This window comes from Gloeotrichia echinulata CP02 (assembly GCA_038087035.1).
GTDB classification, from domain to species: Bacteria; Cyanobacteriota; Cyanobacteriia; order Cyanobacteriales; family Nostocaceae; genus Gloeotrichia; species Gloeotrichia echinulata.
Window position 1 is genome coordinate 327,669 of record CP051187.1, and the last position, 20,260, is coordinate 347,928.

Annotated in this window: 17 protein-coding genes and 1 other RNA gene; 7 read left to right on the forward strand and 11 right to left on the reverse strand. The window is 43.6% G+C overall.

Annotated elements, in window-relative coordinates; all coding sequences use genetic code 11:
• The first annotated feature begins 472 nt into the window (after positions 1–472).
• Positions 473–2,512, forward strand: a complete 2,040-nt coding sequence (locus tag HEQ19_01500; GenBank protein ID WYL98397.1) for an ATP-binding protein — start codon at positions 473–475, stop codon at positions 2,510–2,512.
• On the opposite strand, the gene HEQ19_01505 is transcribed toward HEQ19_01500, so the two are convergent.
• From HEQ19_01505 to corA, 5 genes are all read right to left on the reverse strand, one after another.
• Positions 2,513–3,568: a Gfo/Idh/MocA family oxidoreductase gene (locus HEQ19_01505; protein WYM03194.2), complete on the reverse strand. Its 1,056-nt coding sequence runs from the start codon at positions 3,566–3,568 to the stop codon at positions 2,513–2,515.
• Between the two features lie 110 nt (positions 3,569–3,678).
• A complete protein-coding gene (rnc, locus tag HEQ19_01510; GenBank protein ID WYL98398.1) occupies positions 3,679–4,398 on the reverse strand; it encodes a ribonuclease III in 720 nt (239 codons plus the stop codon).
• A 36-nt stretch (positions 4,399–4,434) separates the two neighbouring features.
• An RNA gene (gene rnpB / locus HEQ19_01515) (RNase P RNA component class A) lies at positions 4,435–4,884 on the reverse strand.
• A gap of 48 nt (positions 4,885–4,932) precedes the next feature.
• Complete coding sequence (locus tag HEQ19_01520; GenBank protein ID WYM03195.1) at positions 4,933–5,628, reverse strand: hypothetical protein; 696 nt, start codon at positions 5,626–5,628, stop codon at positions 4,933–4,935.
• Positions 5,629–5,691: 63 nt separating this feature from the next.
• Complete coding sequence (corA, locus tag HEQ19_01525) at positions 5,692–6,834, reverse strand: magnesium/cobalt transporter CorA (protein ID WYL98399.1); 1,143 nt, start codon at positions 6,832–6,834, stop codon at positions 5,692–5,694.
• Between the two features lie 158 nt (positions 6,835–6,992).
• Between corA and HEQ19_01530 the strand changes: the two genes are divergently transcribed.
• Complete coding sequence (locus tag HEQ19_01530) at positions 6,993–8,420, forward strand: transposase (GenBank protein ID WYL98400.1); 1,428 nt, start codon at positions 6,993–6,995, stop codon at positions 8,418–8,420.
• A gap of 154 nt (positions 8,421–8,574) precedes the next feature.
• Entirely contained in the window at positions 8,575–8,967 is a 393-nt protein-coding gene (locus HEQ19_01535) for a hypothetical protein (protein ID WYL98401.1), read from the forward strand.
• A gap of 213 nt (positions 8,968–9,180) precedes the next feature.
• On the opposite strand, the gene groL is transcribed toward HEQ19_01535, so the two are convergent.
• Positions 9,181–10,860, reverse strand: coding sequence for a chaperonin GroEL (gene groL, locus HEQ19_01540; GenBank protein WYL98402.1), 1,680 nt, complete (start codon positions 10,858–10,860; stop codon positions 9,181–9,183).
• A 165-nt stretch (positions 10,861–11,025) separates the two neighbouring features.
• Between groL and HEQ19_01545 the strand changes: the two genes are divergently transcribed.
• Complete coding sequence (locus HEQ19_01545) at positions 11,026–12,123, forward strand: MraY family glycosyltransferase (protein ID WYM03196.1); 1,098 nt, start codon at positions 11,026–11,028, stop codon at positions 12,121–12,123.
• Between the two features lie 71 nt (positions 12,124–12,194).
• Here HEQ19_01545 and fabG read toward each other — a convergent pair whose 3' ends face one another.
• On the reverse strand, positions 12,195–12,962 hold the full coding sequence (gene fabG, locus HEQ19_01550; protein ID WYM03197.1) for a 3-oxoacyl-[acyl-carrier-protein] reductase: 768 nt from the start codon (positions 12,960–12,962) through the stop codon (positions 12,195–12,197).
• Between the two features lie 352 nt (positions 12,963–13,314).
• Here fabG and trxA point away from each other — a divergent pair, with 352 nt between their 5' ends.
• The 3 genes from trxA to HEQ19_01560 all read left to right on the forward strand — a co-directional run bounded on the left by trxA (position 13,315) and on the right by HEQ19_01560 (position 15,858).
• Positions 13,315–13,632, forward strand: coding sequence for a thioredoxin (gene trxA, locus HEQ19_01555; protein WYL98403.1), 318 nt, complete (start codon positions 13,315–13,317; stop codon positions 13,630–13,632).
• Positions 13,633–13,644: 12 nt separating this feature from the next.
• Positions 13,645–13,779 (forward strand): hypothetical protein, encoded by a 135-nt coding sequence (locus HEQ19_30600; GenBank protein ID WZI67087.1) that lies wholly within the window; start codon positions 13,645–13,647, stop codon positions 13,777–13,779.
• A gap of 516 nt (positions 13,780–14,295) precedes the next feature.
• Positions 14,296–15,858, forward strand: coding sequence for a phosphate ABC transporter substrate-binding/OmpA family protein (locus HEQ19_01560; protein ID WYL98404.1), 1,563 nt, complete (start codon positions 14,296–14,298; stop codon positions 15,856–15,858).
• A gap of 139 nt (positions 15,859–15,997) precedes the next feature.
• Here HEQ19_01560 and HEQ19_01565 read toward each other — a convergent pair whose 3' ends face one another.
• The 4 genes from HEQ19_01565 to HEQ19_01580 form a co-directional block, all read right to left on the reverse strand.
• Complete coding sequence (locus tag HEQ19_01565) at positions 15,998–16,489, reverse strand: plasmid segregation centromere-binding protein ParR (protein WYL98405.1); 492 nt, start codon at positions 16,487–16,489, stop codon at positions 15,998–16,000.
• A 5-nt stretch (positions 16,490–16,494) separates the two neighbouring features.
• Positions 16,495–17,649, reverse strand: a complete 1,155-nt coding sequence (locus HEQ19_01570; protein ID WYL98406.1) for a ParM/StbA family protein — start codon at positions 17,647–17,649, stop codon at positions 16,495–16,497.
• A 209-nt stretch (positions 17,650–17,858) separates the two neighbouring features.
• Positions 17,859–18,482: a DedA family protein gene (locus tag HEQ19_01575; GenBank protein WYL98407.1), complete on the reverse strand. Its 624-nt coding sequence runs from the start codon at positions 18,480–18,482 to the stop codon at positions 17,859–17,861.
• 206 nt (positions 18,483–18,688) lie between these two features.
• Entirely contained in the window at positions 18,689–19,771 is a 1,083-nt protein-coding gene (locus tag HEQ19_01580; GenBank protein ID WYL98408.1) for a Gfo/Idh/MocA family oxidoreductase, read from the reverse strand.
• Positions 19,772–20,260: the final 489 nt, after the last annotated feature.

The following is a 20,260-nucleotide window of genomic DNA, read 5'->3' on the forward strand; positions in this document are numbered from 1 at the left end:
TTGCGTCAGCGAATTTTCAATTTCCCGTAGGGGTACTAGTACTATGTCAAGATAAAAATGATGGACTGTAGTGCGGGCATCTTGCCCGCGTGAGCGAGACGCTGTAGTGCGGGCATCTTGCCCGCGTGAGCGAGACGCTGTAGTGCGGGCATCTTGCCCGCGTGAGCGAGACGCTCACACTACCAAAAATCCCTCAAAACAAAATTGACAGACTACTAGTAACTTGATTCTCAAAAAATCCCTACCAGCCACTGTTGACTAATTTCACCACCTTAGCTCTATGCCACACAACGCTCTGTCACATCCATTATTGACAAAATTCGGTATACTATGTGCCTTTTTGACGGTAAAATATTTGATACATTTAAATCTTGGTAATATAATAGTCATAACTTCATAAAATGTCTCATAAAGCTGGTCTAATTGCATATCGTTGCTCTTGTGGTTTTGCAGATGCGAAGTGAGACACTCGATGGTTAAGCCCCGTCAATCATCCTTTCGTAGGATTTTAGTAACAAGAATATTACTGCTATTTGTGCCAGTTTTATTCATAGGACAGCTTGTCGCTCTTAATAAGGCACGTTCTACCCTGTTGAAAACTGCTAGACAAAATTTAACAGAAAGCGCCGTCATCAAAGGGGAGAAGCTCAAAGAAGCAATAGCTACCCTGAAAATCAACTTGCTCATAGCTAGTCAAACAAAAGCGATACAATCGGGTTCACCAATACAAGCTCAAGCTTTGCTGACTGACATAGCACAAAAACTGCCGAACAGCATTGAATGCATTGAATTAACGAATCTGCAAAATAGTAGAATTATAGCCAGTACCTGTGACGACAAAGCAATTAGAGAATCTAGTCAAAAGTTGACTACTGAAGGGGTGGAAACCACAGTAATCTTACCCCCAAAGGCAGGAAGAACTGGTCAAAGAGATGCACAAAATCAACTGCAATTGCTACTGTCTGTTCCAGTTTATGATCACACAGGCAAGATGCTTTATGCCTTGAGTCTTCAGTCAGTATTACACCAACAAACTAAAAATAAGCCAGGGTCGCTCATCGGTTCGATGATCATCATTGCCGAGGATGGGACGATCTTAGCACACCCATTAGCATATATGGTGGGCACTAATATTCAACAGCATCCAGATAGTATCAAACTGAAAAATCTGGTCAAAAATACCATTATTGGGCAAAAAGATTCTCTAGATTTGTCTTTTGGAGATGGACAAGAATCAGTAGCGGGTTATACAGCTATTGCCAATCCCATCAAAACACAATCCCAGGAAAAATGGATTGTCTTAGCTGTGACAAGCGTCAATAATGCTCTATTTGGTTTAGAGGAAATCAAACTCATCCTGATCGTTTTGACAGTAGGTTTAATTGGTGCGAGTTTGTTAGCATCATTGTATCTAGCTCCTTACCTGGCAGGTCCGGTAGAAGAATTGCGAGACTACGCCTTGAATATTTACAGCCACCAAGCCGCCCAACCAGTTCCTCACAACTTCAAAATCCGGGAATTCAATCAACTAGCCCAAGCATTAGACCAAATGGTTGAGAGACTCAAAGCCTGGGCTGAAGAACTAGAAATAGCGTGGAAAGAAGCGAAAAGTGCCAATCAAATCAAAACTCAGTTTTTGGCTACAACTTCCCATGAGTTAAGAAACCCACTCAATATTATTATTAACTGTGTTCGCCTAGTTCACGATGGCTTGTGCGATAACCGCGAAGAAGAATTGGAGTTCCTCAAGCGAGCCGATGAAACAGCGATTCACTTGTTAGGTATTATTAATGATTTACTAGATATTTCTAAAATTGAAGCAGGTAAACTCTCGGTAGTTACCGAACCTATTGACCTCCGCCAATTACTGCTGGAAGTGGTAAATATACAATCAGTGAATGTTCAACAAAAAGGTTTGCAGTTGAAAACAGACCTGGGTACTGAGCCGATTCCAGTTAAAGCAGACCCAGCAAAACTCAAGCAGGTAGTAATTAATGTTATCGGCAACGCCACTAAATTCACTGACCTAGGCATGATCACAGTTGCTTGTGAAATTCAACATCACCAGCAAAACTCTCAGGTGATTGTCAATGTCACAGATACAGGTGTAGGCATTGATCCTGCTCAACAGCATAAACTATTTCGTCCCTTTGTGATGGTGGATGGTACAACCACACGCAAGTTTGAAGGTACTGGATTAGGATTAGCGATTTCCCGCAACTTAATTGAACTGATGAAAGGGACAATTACTCTGGAGAGTGCTGGTTTAAATCAAGGTACAACAGTTTCAATTACTTTGCCTTTAATTGATATAGCACTGTTATCAGATCCAGTAGAACATACAGCTTTAGAGGATATAGGAATCCCCTCTGCTGATGAAGCCGTCAGGGGGATGAAAGGAGTAGGGGAATCAACCTTTATCGGTAGCCCATCTATAGAAGTTTACGGTTCGGCGATCGCAGAGGTAGAAGCAGATAAACCCCAGATGTCCGCTTTCAGAAACCTACAATAATCAGCTGTTAATTACTACAGGTTGACCACCCAGGCTCAAAGATGTTGTCAGACCAGAGAGAATTTGTACTAACTCTGTTCCTACCCAGCCAGATGAAACCACTGGGGGAGTATTCTTTTGAATGCTGTTAACAAAGCGATCGCAAACCCGCTGTAATGGTTCACCTTTTTCAATTTCCACGACCTCTTGACTTTGATTTACAGGAATAAATTGATTTTCCTGATGTTCAAACTCACCGTTTATTAAAGTTAGAGGTGATAAGTGTGACATTTCATCAAAAATCAAACTACCAAGGCTACCCACCACCGCCAACCGTCGCTGTTTATCGTGATTGAGCCAGCACAGATGAATATAAGCTTGAAAGCCATCTGGATAAGTTAGCGTCACCCATACTAAGTCAGCCAAGCCGGTTGGGACGATGGGGCGATAGGGAGAGAGATTTTCCCCCACTCCTGGCTGTAACCACACTCTACCCGTTGCTTGCACTTTCACAGGTAACTGACCCAGCCAGGTATTAAAGATGGCAATATCATGAATAGCTAAATCCCACAAAGCGTCTACATCTTGACGCACAGGCCCTAAATGGGTGCGGGTAGCGTAGCCATAGCGTAAATCACCTAATTTACCCGCATCAAGGAGAGTTTGTCCTTTCTCCACCGCTGGGTGAAATAAATAGGTGTGGTCAACCATCAGTATCAAACCCTGTTTCAAAGCCAATTGACAAAGTTCCTCGCACTCTACTGGGTCTAAAGTTAAGGGTTTTTCTGCCAAAACATGGTATCCGCAGTTAAGAGCGTCCCTAATTAAGGCATAGTGAGTAGTAGCAGGAGTGGCGATCGCTACTCCTGTCAAACCCTGCACTTGCTTGAGGCACTGGAAATCGGTGGTTAACAGCACATCTTTATTTAAGTGAAATTGCCGTTGCAAAACCGCTAATCGTTCTGGATGGGGGTCTACTACCGCTACCACATTTGCTTGTGGGTGTTCTAAAAAATTCCGCAGCAAATGCACACCCCAACGCCCAACCCCGATTACAGCGATGTTAATTTTAGTCATTTGTCAGTAGTCATTTGTCAGTTGTCAAGAGTCAAGAGTCAATATTTTGACCGTGGACTTTTGACTCCTGAATAACAACTGATTATCTGCTTTGCTTCCGTATTTTGAGTTCAGGGCAATTGCTGAGAGTCAATAGATAAAAAAGCAACTTTAGCTGCAGCTTGTTCGGCGGCTTTAATCGAGCGTCCCTTACCTTGACCCAGCAATTTTTCATGCAGCCAGACTTCAGCGGCAAAACGCTCAAGATTGTGGTGGGGTTGACTAATTTCCACTACCCGATACTCAGGTAAAACCTTAAATTGTGCCTGAGTCCATTCTTGCAGGGCAGCTTTGTAATTGAGTCTAGCTGGATCGAGGCGAATTTCTGCCGCTAGTTCTTTGAAGTGCGGGTCTAACCAAGGGTGAATGAGATTGAGATTATTAGTGCTAAGGTAAAGGGCACCGAGAACCGCTTCAAAAGCATCAGCCAGACGTGATTCTTGACCAATTTTATCAGCCGTAGCACTGCCAGCCACCAATAAATATAGTTCTAAACCATATTCTCTAGCCAGTTGAGAGAGAATGCGATCGCTCACCAACACCGAACGAATTGCTGCAAAATCCCCCACGGGACAATCTGGATAATATTTCCACAACACAATCGCCGCTACCAGCCGCACTACCGCATCACCAATAAACTCCAGCTGTTCATAATTTGCGGACTCAGAAACAGTCGGATGAGTCAGCGCCAAATCCAGCAATTGCCAGTTTATCGGTGCTTCCTTTGGCAGTCCTAATTTGTGTACTAAAGTTTCGAGCTGCCTTTGACGGCGTGGGTAAGCAAGAGACATTACATGAGATGGGGGGATGGGGTAGAGGGAAAAAGGGGGAGAGAGTTGGTAGTAAGCCGGGTTCTGTTCTTGATGTAGAGACCTTGCACGCAAAGCCTTCTACATCAGGGCAGTTATCTATCTGGGACGCCTGTTACCAAACGCCTCAAGCGGCTCTATTTGAGCGGAACTGGTAAAAGACCAACCGTAGTTCCTCTGGCCTTGCTCCCAACCGGGGTTTACCGAGCCACGACCTCTCGGTCGTGCTGGTGCGCTCTTACCGCACCTTTGCACCCTTACCAGGGAATGGGGAATGGGGATTGGGGATTGGGAAAATAATTCCCCAGTCCCTAGTCCCCAGTCCCTATTCCTGGCGGTATCTTTCTGTGGCACTATCCTCACGATCGCTCGCACTGGACGTTATCCAGCAAGTTTGGTCTTTCGGGAGCCCGGACTTTCCTCAAACCCGTCATTGTGACTGATCTGCAACCGCCTGCACCTACTCCCTCCCTAGATCCAGTTTAATCTTGGATGGCATGGACTGTCCGATTTTGATTACTTCTTTTTATTCCAGGGTAGGGCGTAGGTCCAAGGTAGTTTTTTGATGGTGAAAGGACAATTAAGAATGCACATGGGCGGGAAATTGATCCCAGGGGCTAAACCCACACGCACCTCAGATATCCGCAGCACTAGCTGGAGTGAAAAATTCAACTGAGCTTTTTCGTTCATAAAGTCGTTGTACAACTTTTTATTTCCTCCTTTGATCCCGGTGATATCAACTAAGGGTTTTTTCGCTGAATAAATACCTTTTTCATCGCGCTGGAAAACATCTTCGGCTGAGATTGTCTCGGAAAGTGTTTTCTTGGGGGCTATGAGGCTAGGACTTTGTGGTACTGCTAAATCACGGGTCAGGTCTGGTGATTTGCGAATTACTCGCCGTGATTGCTTGCTGTGTTCGACTACCAAAGAGCTATTGTCCCAGTCAACGTATATGGCTATATCCTCAGATTTGTTCTCAATGCTCAGTGACAATTCTTTGATATCCTCAAATCCGTTTGAGGGTCCAAGTTTAAAGGAAACCCCAATTTTGTCTTGGAGATTTTGCTCTTTGAGTTGATCATCGACGACTCCTTTGAGAAATTCATACTTAATTTTGTCGTCGATAGACTCTTTCATGAGATTAAAGACGTAAGTGACGCCGATAATATAAAGCGTCAAAACTACTAAATTCTGGTCACTGCTCCCTTTCATCACTCAGAATATATACTCCCTGTGTTAATTTTGTATATGCGACTCATTGCTGATTGCCAATTTTTAATCACGCTCCAGAGGGACAGACTTGGACAGCCAGCCCCGGTGCCAAAAAAACAATAGCAGCCCAAGTGCGATCCCTGCCATCAATCCCAAACAAATCGGGTAGCCCCAATACCAATTCAGTTCAGGCATATTATATGGTGATTTTTCCGTATTGAAATTCATTCCATATACCCCAGCAACAAAAGTTAGTGGAATAAAGATTGACGAAACTACCGTGAGCAGCTTCATAATTTCATTCATTTTGTTACTCACTGCCGACAAATATACATCCATCAACCCAGAGGCTAATTCTCGGTAAGTTTCCACCATATCCATGACCTGCACTGCATGGTCGTAACAGTCTCGCAGATAAATTCGCACCTCCTCGGTTATCAGATCACTGCCATCTCTAATCAAGGCATTAATTGCATCTCGCTGTGGCCAAATAGCTCGACGCAATTGCAGTAATTCTCGCTTAATTTGATGGATTTTTTGTAGTGTTTTTTCAGTGGGTCTAACTATGACTTCCTCTTCTAAGTCTTCGATTTGCTCGCCGTAACGCTCCAACACTGGGAAAAAGCCATCAACAATTGAATCTAATAAAGCGTAAGCTAAATAATCTGTCCCCTGTTTTCGGATGGTTCCTTTGCCTTTTTCAATTCGCGCCCTCACGCCTTCAAAGCAATCATGTTCTGGTTCTTCTTGAACAGTCAACAAGTAATTTTTACTCAATACTAAACTGACTTGCTCACTATAAAAACCAAATGTTCTCTCTTTGGGCACTACCATCCGCGCAATGATTAATAATTGTTCTTCATAATCTTCTATTTTTGGGCGTTCTGACATATTGACGACATCTTCTAAAACTAAAGGATGTAAATCAAACACTTCCCCCAATCGTTGTAATATATCTTGATTTCCTAAACCTTGTACGTCCACCCAAGACACAGATTCTGATTCCAGATAACTGACGCATTCCTCCGGCGTTTCTATTTGTATGCGAATGAAATTTGTTGGATTATAGTCAATCAACAAAATAGTTGGTGATTCAGCATTTTCGTCAACAATGAGTGTCCCTGGCAGTGTGCCCGGTTGGTGATAATATTCCTGGAAAAATGGTCTGGTTACTGCTTTGGTAAAGCGGCGAATTTTTCTGACCATGCACTTTTACCTCTCAATAGTCATTAGTCATTTGTTATTTGTCATGTTGCTGCGGGTTTTTAGTGCTTGCTTCTTTTCCATTAACTAAAAAATAACTAAGTTGACAACTATAAATAGTATCTAATATTATAATCTAAGTCAAGGTCGAGGCTAGGGTCATGGGCAAGAAGCAAACTAAACGGCATAAATCTAAAAAAACGCCAGAACTAATTAGAACTGATGTTTGGGATTTAGTAACGCTCAAATCCGAGAAAGAGCAAATGCTTTTAACGATTGAGGAGTATCGCAAATACCTTTTACCGTTGGTAATAATAGTAAATGCTCAATGGCTCAACTTGACTGATTTAACTGCAAAAGAACGGGTAAATGTTGTTGAGAAAATGATTCACAAAACAGCAGATAACCCCGACCCGAAGCATAAATATTTTCAATCAATTATTAAAAATTATCCATCACATCGAAAGTTTCCTAGCTATTTAAGACGTGCTGCAATTGCAGATGCTATTGGAATTGTCTCAAGTTTTCAAACTCGTTATAGAGAGTGGCAGAGTGGAATTAGAGCTAGAAGAGATGCAAAACCGCCGCGTTTAACTGCAATGTGCAATACCTACCCAGCATTGTACAAAGGTCAGCAGATTCGCTACAACTTAAACTATCAGACAGTTGATATTAAAGTTTGGAGTGGAACTGATTGGGTATGGCTTAGTGGAATTAAGATAAAACGTCACGGCTTGAATCGGCATTTAATAGATGGTAATGAAATTTGTTCACCTGCATTAGTGGTAAACAAAAACAAATGCCAGCTATCAATGCCAGTAAAAATTGACAAAAAAAACCTTGAGGATTCTGATTATGTAGTGAGTGTTGATTTGGGCATTAATAACGCAGCCACCTGCGCGGTAGTAGGGAAGGACGGTACTGTAAAGGCACGGAAATTCATTAATCCAGCCAGAGACATAGACCGTCGTAATCAACGCCGAATGATGATTGCTAAAAAGTCTAAACAGACTCAAAATATTACTAAATCTAAGCGGAAAAAGGGTTTCTGTAAGGGACTTTACCGCAAGTCCTCACATATTAACTTAGAAATCTCGCGTCAGGTTGCTAGAGGTATTGTTGAGTTGGGGAAAACTCATAATGTCAAAGTAATTGTGATTGAGAGTTTAGCTGGTTGGAAGGCGAAAGCTGGTAAGAAAGGCTCTCTACTAAAACAGAAATTTCATCTGTGGTGTCACACAAAAATTGTTGAGATAGTCACACATAGATGGTCTGAATTAGGGGGACAAGTTCAAGCTATTAATCCCAAATATACCAGTGCTTATGCTTTTGATGGCAGCGGTAAAGTTAAGCGAAATAAAAATAATTATTCTCTCGCTGTCTTTAAGAGTGGCAAGCAATACAATTGCGACTTATCAGCATCTTATAACATCGGTGCTAGATATTGGTATTGTCTAACTGTGGGAGATAAAACCTTTTCTAGAGTGTATGCGCGGAGCGCAGGCTTCGCCAACGTAAGCGAAAGTTCTAACGACACACTGAGAACGCCAGTAACTCTGGGAACGCTGCGTAGTCTAAAAGCTGCATAGCGTAAGAATCCCCATCTATAATCTCCGATTTAGATGGGGTGCGTTCAAATCTAAAGTCTTAGGTAAAGGTGGCGACCGCCGATTTCATGCAAAATTCGTTGATGGTATATTACACTTCCCTGGTTTTGTAACAGAACATTAAACCCGCATAACTATGACAAGACTCGAATTAAAAAATCATCAAGTTTGGCGAGATTTAACTGAAATATTAGAAAGTTTAGATGCCAATATTCTTGTTAAAGAACATCTTGATCAATGTGATTATCAAGTGTCCGGTTACTGGGATGAACAAGATGAATATTATGAAACAATTACGTTGCCTCGTACCCTAGAAGCTGAATTAGTTAGCAGTTCTATTGGTGTTACTCACACTGAACGTTTTTTACAACTAAAGTTTTCACTTATAGCTGATGCTCTAGATCATACAAAAACTTCAAGTAGTAAAGCTCAAAAACTGGGTGAATTGGTTCTTGTTTATGATGAAAATCTAGAATTTGTTGATGAGAATTGGCTTTTAGATGTCGATTCTCCAATGCTTGTGAAGTGAAGGATCTCATTTTCAGCAACCCCTAATTAAATGTAACTATATCTTGCCTCATGCCCTATGCCCCATGCCCCATGCCCCATGCCCTATTTTGAGTATTCAAGCGCACATGATATCATTCAATCGCCTCGGAATCAGCAAGGGTATAAAAAAACAGTTTGCCTTGTCAGGGCAAACTGCTGAACATAAGTATCTATCTATCTGGGGAAGGAGGGATTAGAAGCCCATGCCGCCCATACCGCCCATACCACCCATGCCGCCCATACCGCCCATGCCGCCCATACCACCCATGTCAGGTGCTGGGCCTGCGGATTTTTTCTCAGGCTTTTCAACCACGAGGGCTTCGGTGGTTAAGACCAGACCAGCTATGGAAGCGGCGTTTTGCAAAGCTGAACGCACGACTTTAGCAGGGTCGATAATACCAGCTGCAATCAAGTCTTCAAATTCTCCGGTAGCGGCGTTGTAGCCAATGTTAAAATCGGTATCGCGCACTTTAGAGACGATCACAGAACCTTCTGCACCAGCATTGTCTGCTATTTGGCGTAAGGGAGCTTCTAGGGCCCGTCCTACAATATCAGCCCCAATCTTTTCCTCATCATTTTTGAGGCTGGCTTTAATCTCTTCTACCTTCTTGGATAGGTGAATGAGGGTTGTGCCACCACCAGGAACAATACCTTCTTCCACGGCGGCTTTGGTGGCGTTTAGGGCATCTTCGATGCGGAGTTTGCGGTCTTTGAGTTCAGTTTCGGTGGCTGCGCCAACTTTAATTACCGCTACACCACCAGCTAGTTTGGCAATGCGTTCTTGCAGTTTTTCTTTGTCGTAGTCAGAATCTGTTTCTTCCAACTGCTTACGAATTTGAGCAATCCGCTTTTGCACTTCTGGCTTGGTATTACTACCAGCTACAATTGTGGTGCTTTCTTTGTCAATGGTGATTTGACGTGCAGTTCCCAGCGCATCCAAGGAAGCGGTATCTAGGCTCAAGCCGATTTCTTCAGAAATCAACTGGCCATCGGTGAGAATTGCGATATCTTGTAACAAAGCTTTGCGGCGATCGCCAAATCCTGGTGCTTTAATCGCAGCGACAGCAAGCACACCCCGTGCTTTATTCACGACCAAGGTCGCTAAAGCATCTCCTTCGACATCTTCCGCGATAATCAACAAAGGTTGACCCAAACGGGCAACTTTTTCCAACACAGGTACTAAATCCTGGATGCTGTTGATTTTCTTGTCGGTAATCAAGATGCGGGCGTTGTCAAATTCTACCGTCAAGCGATCGTTGTTGGTGACGAAGTAGGGGGAAATGTAACCTCTGTCAATCTGCATCCCCTCTACTACCTCTAGTTCGGTTGTCAGGGATTTAGATTCTTCAACGGTAATCACACCGTCTTTGGTAACTTTCTCCATTGCTTGAGCCAACATATTGCCGACTTCTTCATCGTTACCAGCTGAGACAGTCGCCACTTGAGCGATCGCACTTCCTTCTACTGGCTTCGCTATTTTAGCAATTTCTCGCACTAGTCCTTCGATGGTTTTGTCGATCCCCCGCTTTAAGCTGATTGGGTTAGTCCCAGCCGCGACGTTCTTCAAACCTTCCCGAATCAAGGCTTGTGCTAAAACTGTGGCTGTAGTTGTACCATCACCAGCGACATCTTTAGTTTTTGACGCCACCTCTTGGATCAATCTGGCGCCTGTATTTTCCAATGGATCTTCTAGTTCAATTTCTTTGGCAACAGTGATACCATCGTTGACAATCTGGGGTGCGCCAAATTTTTTCTCTAACAGAACATTCCGACCTTTTGGTCCCAAGGTTATTTTTACGGCATCGGCAAGGGCATTTACACCCCGTTCTAGGGCCCGCCGCGATTCCTCATCAAATGCAAGAATTTTCGCCATGTTTTTTTTCTTCAGCGCTTCCATTAGACAATTTAGCACTCACCGGACCAGAGTGCTAATTCTCGTAAATCGAATCAAGTTACAAATGTAAATAAAAAAATTGATTACTATACAGTTGATGCTCAATTTGGATACTAGCAGTAATGGTTGTATTGGGAGATGAATCTGAATCTAGACAACTCCCTTAAGTCCTTCGGGATTGCTGACCCTAGCGGCACCGGCTGGTTGGCGGTAGTAGGTACGTTTCTCTTGGCTTGCCTGGTAACATGGCGGTTGATTCCGACAATACGCAAATTTGCCTTGCGAGTAGGTTGGGCTGACCAACCCAATGCACGGCGACTCAACCGAGAACCTTTGCCCAATGCAGGAGGTTTAGCTATCTACGCGGGAGTAATTGCTGCCCTGGTATTAGCTAGCCTCTTACGACGAATTGAAATTCAAAGCGTATTGGCTCAGGTACTGACTATTCTACTGGGGGGTTCTATCCTCGTGCTGGTCGGTTTTATTGATGATCAGTTCGGTTTACCCCCCTCTGTTCGTTTGTGGACACAAATTGTCACAGCACTGTTACTAGTTGCTAATGGCATTAGTGTTCAAGTACCTTTTGGCACTCCTATCGATTCAGTCCTCTCGATGTTACTCACGGTATTGTGGGTAGTAGGAATTACTAACGCCATCAATTTGATGGATGGAATGGATGGTTTGGCGGGTGGAATCAGTTTTATCACCGCTTTAAGTTTATTAGCAGTTTCCGCCCAGTTCCCCAATCGGGCAGCAGCAACCTTAGTTTTGGCAGCATTGGGGGGGGCGGCGTTGGGCTTTTTACGCCACAACTTCCACCCCTCGCGGATCATTATGGGTGATGCCGGGGCTTACTTTTTTGGCTATGTGCTGGCGGCTACCAGCATCTTAGGCAAACTCCAGCAAAACACTCTCTATGCCCTCATACCGACGGTGTTATTTTTGCTATTGCCAGTACTCGATACTACTCAAGTATTTGTTCGGCGGCTAATGGCAGGGAAAAACCCCCTCAGTACCCCCGGTAAAGACCACCTACACCATCGCTTACTAGCTTGGGGATTCTCCCAACGCCGTGCAGCAATCACTCTGTGGTCAATAACCTTGATTTGCAATTTGGTAGCGATGAGAATCCAAGGCATGAGCTTGATAGTTATAAGTGCTACCGTCATTAGCATCATTAGCCTTTTAGGCTTTACTGTCTGGCAAAGAATCAGGGGAACCAGAGCAGAAGTGAAGAGTTAGGAGTTAGGAGTTAGGAGTTATGAGTGTTTAATTAACTACTCATTCCTCACTCCTCACTCCTCACTAACTCTCTACGCCATGACCATCCCACCATCGACATTAAAGACCTGTCCCGTAATATAGGCTGCGGCGGGATCAGCAGCAAGAAAGCGCACCATACCAGCGATTTCTTCTGGTTGACCGTAGCGACCTAGGGGGATAAATTTCAGTATTTCTTCGGTGTTGCTGAGATTGCTGGTCATGTCGGTGGTAATGAAACCAGGGGCGACGGCGTTAACGGTGATCCCACGAGCCGCCAGTTCTTTGGCAACGGTTTTAGTAAAGCCGATGACACCTGCTTTGGCGGCGCTGTAGTTTGCTTGACCAGGGTTGCCCATTTGTCCTGCTACAGAGGCAATATTAATAATCCGCCCAGACCGTTGTTTGAGCATAACTTTACTGGCAGCACGTGTGCATAAGAAAACACCAGTGAGATTGAGGTCAATCACGGCTTGCCAATCTTCTGGCTTCATCCGCAAAACAAGACCGTCGCGGGTTATACCTGCATTGTTAACCAAAATATCAATCCGCTTGAACTTGTCGATGACAGTGTTAAATAGTACGTCTACTTGTTCGATTTTAGAAACGTCAGCTTGTACGGCGATCGCCTGACCGCCAGTCGCCGTAATTTCCGCAACTAAATTGTCAGCAGCATTACTAGAACTGGCATAATTCACCACTACATTCGCTCCATAAGTGGCTAATTCTTGTGCGATCGCTCGCCCAATTCCCCGTGAAGCACCTGTAATAATTGCAACTTTTCCCCTCAACAGTTGTAAGTTTTCACTCAATATTTCCACCATTAACTATTCCTCAGCTTTTTTGAATCACCGCGCTAATTATCTTATGGTGATTCGTACCTAGAACTTATAGGTTTTTGAATTTTGTAGGACTTACGCAACCGGCATATTTTTTTTCGCGCAGGTTGTCATCGCCCAGCGTGTCACAGACAAGAGTCCAAAAACCCGGACTTTTGACCTCCAAGACAGAAGATATATGTGCCCAGAGAGTAGATCCTGTTTTAAACAAAACCTGTTTTAAACAAAAGTGGTTTGGGCCCCCGTCTCTTATAAAAACAAAATGATATTACGCCGATTCGATTTACCAGCAATTACCATTGAAAGCAAACAATAGAAAATCTGTGTGTGTCACATGGCTACTAAAAAGGAATTCAACAGCTTTGAAGAAATGCTGTCTGGTTCAGATGTACCTGTTTTGGTCGATTTTTACGCTGATTGGTGTGGCCCTTGTCAGATGATGACCCCGATTTTAGAGCAAGTTAATGCCCAACTTAGCGATCGCCTATGTATTGTTAAAATAGATACAGAGAAATACCGGAATTTGGCAACCAAGTATCAGATTGAGGCTTTACCAACCCTAGTGCTATTCAAGCAAGGTCAGCCAGTAGAGCGAATTGAGGGTGTTGTGCAAGCACCCCAGTTGGTGGAACGTCTAAAAACGATAATTTAACGGGACTGGGGATTGGGGACTGGGGATTGGGGATTAGGGACACAACGACCGCTCAGTGCATCGCTGGGGATTGGGGACTGGGGACTGACAATTAAAAAAAAATCTCCAATTTGTAGGGTGCGTCAGGAGCGAGAAAACTTGGGTTAGGTAAGGTAAGAGATTACTGGTAATGACGCACCTACCCTACCTCAGATCTTGCACCTTTACGTATAAACCATGAATCCAGAAAAAACCATGTAATTTATATTACTAAATTACAATATAGTTTTTAGTCCTCTTATAGAGGACTTAAGCTATGAGACAGGGACTGTAAGTCAGTGTCGGATCTGTTAGGACAGCGAAAATCTATCAATACTTAGTGATTTTTATTCTGTATGACATAGTTGGTGCAAGATATGAACTACCCTACCCTATCGCACCTGCGGATAATTTATTTTTTGGACGAGATTGCTGTAGACCTCATTCATTCCCCAATCCCCAATCCCTGGTAACTGAGCGGAGCCGTTCGCGTAGCGTCTCGCAGAGAAGTGCAATCCCCAATCCCCAGAAAAAATTAATCTTGTGTCAATTGCGTGTCGAAACCTACTAGAAATTACATAAAAAATAATGTATAAAAATACCTGATTGATTACTTAATGAAATACCACCATTGACTGAGGTCTTATGAGTAAGCTTGACAATCCGGTTGTATTGCTCTTGACTCTGGCGGTGACATTTGGTCTGAGTGTGGCTGGTATTGGGTGGGCGTATCAATTTGGGTTTGGTTTCAATTCAGCTATCGAAAATAAATCGGAAACCAAAACAGAAAATACATCTGCAAAGAAGCATCTGCTAGTTCTGGGCGATTCTTTTAGTGGTTACAGCACTTTTCGCAGTGCAGCATTTAGTGAAGCAGTTAAAGAAATTGGCTTCAATCTACGTTATGAAAATGAGTTAGATCAGACTAAACGGGCTGAAAGATTGAATCAGGGAGAAGCTGATTTATTGCTAACGAGCTTAGATCAGTTTCTCAAACACAAGCCTGATGGTAAAATTATCGGGCTGATTGGTCGGACCGTGGGTGCAGATGCTGTCGTCCTAAATACCAAAAAGTATCCCAACCTCAAGTCCCTGGTGGATCTGACCCAGTTGCTACAGGAAGCACGGGAGAAGGGACAGCCGTTAACAATTTCCTTTGCTGGTGACACTGCTAGCGAATACCTAGCTTGGGTGTTAAGTAGCAAATTTGAGGCATTCAAGCTGTCAGATTTCCAGATAGATATAGTAGCAGATGCATCTGTTGCTTGGAAGAAGTTGCAAGACCCCAATCAGAATGTAGCAGTTGCTGTGATTTGGGAGCCTTATGTTACCCAAGCTAGACAGCAAGGCTACAAGGTAGTTTTATCGAGCAAGGATGAACCAGAGGCAATTTTAAATGTGATTGTCGCCTCTAATCGCCTGATTCAGTCTCAACCAGATAAAATTGCTGAATTACTAGCAGCTTATTACCGTCGTATTGATGCTGGTATTCGCGATGCTTCACTCTTGCAAAAGCAAATTGCGAAGGATGGTAAATTATCTCCATCTGATGCGACTGCGGTGTTGCAAGGGATTGATTTTTTTACCTCTGTACAAGCCAAAAACTGGCTGACGGATGAGACTTTAAATAAACGCATTGATTCTACAGCAGCAGTGCTGACCCTCGCCGCTAAAATAACTCAGGTACCCCAGAATCCCCGGGAACTGTATTCTGCAGAATTTATTGCCAAAGCAGCAGAAAGCACCCAAAACTTGATTAATTTGGTACATGCTGATAATCCGGATCTAGCCAAGAAACTTGAAGGTAAAAATGCGACTGGTCTGACTCCTAATTCTCAACCACTGGAGGGCGCCACGGATATCGGTAACTTGCAAGTGGAAGGAGATGTTAGATTTGCTACTGATTCTGCCAATCTGACGGAGGAAGGTAAACAAACCTTAAATAAGGTAGCGCAGAAATTGACAGGATTAAACCAGGAAACTGTGGCTATTCGGGTAATTGGTCATACTTCTAAATTTGGCGATGCTGACTTTAACCAAACCGTTAGTCAACAACGGGCTGAGACTGTAGCCAACTATCTGCGCGATCGCAGTGTCAAGCTAAAAATTGAGGCTGTCGGAAAAGGCGGACAACAGCCTCTACCTAACATCGATCCCGAAGATAAACGCAACCAACGGACAGAAATTCGTTTAGTTCGCTTTAGTTAACTTTAGGGAATGGGGAAATCGGGGGGATGAACAATTCAAACCCCATTTTAAATATATAAAAATATTAATAATCCTTAATAGTGTCTACTATTAAGGATTGTCAATAGGAGCAAAAGATGCTCAACACCCTGATAGTTCCTTAAAAATCATCGAGAAACTGACTAAGTCGGCTGATAACGGGGTCAACCTCTTGAGGAGGGGTAGGAGCAGCATAGGTAGAAGGGGTATTCACCACTTCTGCATATGCTGATTGGGTCGGAGCCTGAATAAATGGTCGGTCATTGACCATGAGCGCCAGTTGAGCTACTTGTTGAGTAAGTTGCAGAATCTGGCGTTCCATAGTCTCTAAACGATTGGATTCCTTGGCAAAGAAACGTTCCTCAAGGTCAGCCATTTGATGTTGCAGTTCACCGATTCGTTGTTCAACCGATTCTGTTGCTGCGGGTTTCGGGCCAGGTCTGACAGATTCTGGTACACATAAAGATTGCCATAAGGCTTCTTTACAGAGGTCGCTGAAAGTTTTGTCGGGTTGTTTTTCCAAATGGCTTTCAACAAGGGCTAACAAGCTTTCATCAGCGACCCCAGGATTGAACGTAACCGATTTAACTACCTTTTTTGACCATTGGAACATCAGTTTTAAGCCTTAGCAGAGCGATTGGAGGATAGCTGGGCTTCTCCATAAATATACTGCCCCAAAGCATTAGCTTGACGAGAAGGTGCAGCTAAATAAGCGTTGATCTTAGCTTCCTTGAGCAGACGTTGCACGTCTTCCCAGAAAAATTCACCACCACCACCAGTGAGGATCACATCTGTGACCCGCTCTGGCAACCACGCTAGCACACGGCTGCAAATTTCGCGAGAAAACTGCTCGATGAGATTGGGGAGGAAGTCATCAAGGTTCGCGGGCTTGCTAGCACCTTTGGGACGGTAGAAGCGTTCGCCTTTGGGTTTGTTGACAGCAGAAATCAGCGCCAAGGATTGACTATCGGCTCCCTCGATCTCAGCGGCGACAAGTTCATAAAACTTATTCATCCCATACTCTTCGCTCTTGGAAGCACCGCGTGCGAAGCGGAAGTTATCCACCATCAAGAAATCGATAGTTTGATGCCCTACATCGACAATTCCCACCGATATTTTCGTAAAATCGGGGCTGGCGCCGGTTTTTTTGGGTTGAGCTTCAGACCACAGCAAACTACCATAGCCTTCGGGCATTACCCAGACTTTAGCGATGTTGAGGCTTACAGATTCGCCCCGGAAAGTTAACACATGGGGTCCAGTTACTAAGCTGGTCATCTGTGCTTTTTCTTTTTCAAATTGCTCTAAAGACAAGAAAGGTAAACCCAGTACCACGGAAATCTCGCCTTTGAGCTTAAAGTAGCCAGCACTTGCCAAGATTTTTACCAGTGCATCTTCTACTTTAGATTGTCCTACCCCGAGATTTGCCCCGAAATCTGCTGCCAGCTGACCTACAGCATATCCACTACCTTGATACTCTAGCCAAAGATCCATTAAAGGATCTGTAGCCCTAGCTTCAAAAACCCCCCCGCGCACCTGTTCAATTGACATTTGTTTGACGTTTGCAGGTACAAACACCACATTGTTGGGTTCGCGGCTGACACAGGTTTTTGTAGAAGTTCTACCTAAATCGACACTGAGTATGGTTCTACCATCAGGACTGCTACTTGGCCTATTAACACCACCACCAGTATTGATGGGAGTAGAGGCCGTGACTCTATTTAGAGGGATTGCAGCGGCATTCATTGGGGTAGCAGCGGAAGGTTGGTCTGTCATGTAAGCTCCTAGTCCTAACTTAACTGTAAAAAGTTATCATGCTCATCTTACAAAAATGCGAGCTACCAGAAATTCTCGATTGCGTCAAGTGTAGCTAGAAATACGCCAAAAATTAATTCAGGCGATCGCGAATTTAACATTATTTGGCATAGTGTATGTTAATTTTGGTGATATTCAAGGCCCGGTTTTACACCAAAAGCTGTTGGATTTCATTTTCTGGTCTGTTTGCGCCGACGCCGGAATACCCAAACAGCAAATGCCAGAACCAAGCCCCCAAGAACAATTTTGGATACAGGAGCAAGGTACTCGTCCACAACTTCATACTTACTACCCAAGAAATATCCTGAGTATGTTAGCAAACCTACCCAGGCGGCGCTACCCAGGGTTGTGTAAAATAAAAAGGGTAGCAAGTGCATATTGCTAATGCCTGCGGGAACGGAAATCAAAGTCCGGATTCCCGGTACAAGCCTACCAATAAACACTGCTTTATTACCTTGAGTGTCAAACCAACGTTTGGCTTTGGCGATATCTCTGCTGGATATGGCTAACCATTTCCCGTGCTTATCAGCCAAATCTTTTAAGCGTTGTTCACCTAATAACTTACCTGGGTAATACCAGATCAGTGCGCCCAATACAGAACCCAACACCCCGGCGATAAACACGCCAATGATATTGAGTTTTGCCCCTCCAGGGAGATCGGGACTGGCCGTAAATCCTGCCAATGGCATAATTAATTCTGAGGGGATGGGGGGAAAGAGGTTCTCTAGGAACATCAGTAGAGCGATTCCCCAATAACCCAAGGAGTTGATTGTATTAGTTATCCATTCGAGCATCGAGTCGATTCCTGAAATTTCTGCACCTGTATACTTGCTACATTCACCCTTAGCTTTCTCAAACCTTAATTATCCAAACTTGCTGGAGTCAAGATAACTTGGCTTGATGAAATTGGCAATTAAACTCATAAACAACTTCATGGGAGTGGGCAGAAAATCCCAAATTTTGATTAAATAATTGGGAATTTTCTGCTCGCCCTCAGCTTTTAGACAGTCTGGGTTAATGATTGTACTCTTGGTTCCGATTGCCAGTCTAATGGGTTCCAAACCCTATCTTCCAGAGCCATCTGCTCAATTAAACTTGCTAATCTCAGAGCTTTGAGTGCTTGTTCACCACCAACGGAAGGTTGATTACCACCATGTACACAGTTGACAAAATGTTCTAACTCTGCACTGAGGGGTTGAATGTTAGTGGTGTAGACTTTCTCAATTACACCATCCTGTCTGTAGAGTACTTGCCGATGGTCACTCACACAGTTGGGATTGGTTTGTCGGTGAATCAAAATTTCATTTTTGAGAAAATCTGCCTCAGTAAATGAATTTTTGCAATGGGCGACAATTCGGCGAATTTTCCGGTGAGTCACTTTGCTGGCAGTTAAAGTGGCTACAATACCATTGGCAAATCCCAAGGTAGCAGTCACGTAATCTAAATAACCAGAGTCTAAGGAACGATTACCGTTAGCGGTCAACTTCACCACTGGGGATGCGGCTAATTCCAGAAGGAGGTCAATGTCGTGGATCATTAAATCCAGGACAACCGAAACATCATTTGCTCGATCTGAGTAAGGACTCATTCGATGAGCTTCTAGTGCCAACAATTCCTCAGTTTTCAGGACTTTGCTCAATTCCTTAAATGCTGGATTGAAGCGCTCAATGTGGCCTACTTGCAGGATACACTGAGACTCGGCAGCAGCATTGACTAAGGATTCTGCCTCAGAAATACTGGCAGCAATTGGCTTCTCAACTAAAACATGAATTCCGGCTAATAGACAATTGATGCCAACAGCGTAATGCAGGCGCGTAGGAACGGCAATACAAACTGCTTCCACATGGGGAAGCAAGTCACAGTAATCTTCAAAAAATCGCACCTTGTATTTGCTGGCGGTTTCTAATCCCCGCTCAACATTAATATCCGATACCCCCACCAGTTCAACATCTTTCATGGAACTTAGCACACGGGTGTGATGTTGCCCCATATTACCCACACCGATAACGCCTATGCGAATCGGTCGTGGCTGGTTGCGCTGTGTATATGGATTCGGTTCTGCCACTGACATACTATTTTGCACTATTATTCTCTCCTCAACCACCAAATTTAGAGACGCTGCGGACGTTGGCCTTTATACTTAACTGCCAGTTACGATCCGTCTAAAACCATCCAGATGGTAACATAGAGGTTCTGTTTATGAAGAATTTCAAAGATTATTATGGGTTCCCGCAATCTGGCTGTCTTTTGTATAGTTGGTTCGGAGTTGATCAATTTTTTGCACTTTATACAATTTACAATGTGTGTTTTTATTAACTTGAAAACCTAAGTAATATCTAAGTGGAAATTCTCAGATGCTTGTGAGTCAATTAATTAGCGGGATCAATATCTAATTGATACCATTGAAAACTAATTTTTTTATTTTGTCAGGAAAATTACAAAAAAGCCAAAATATCACACGGAGAGGGTTGTTTAAACACAGAATTTATGTGGAATTACCACCGCTGATTCACTTAAATAATTTTTGCATAATTATCTGCAACACTTACAGATCTCCCAGGGCAATTTTTGG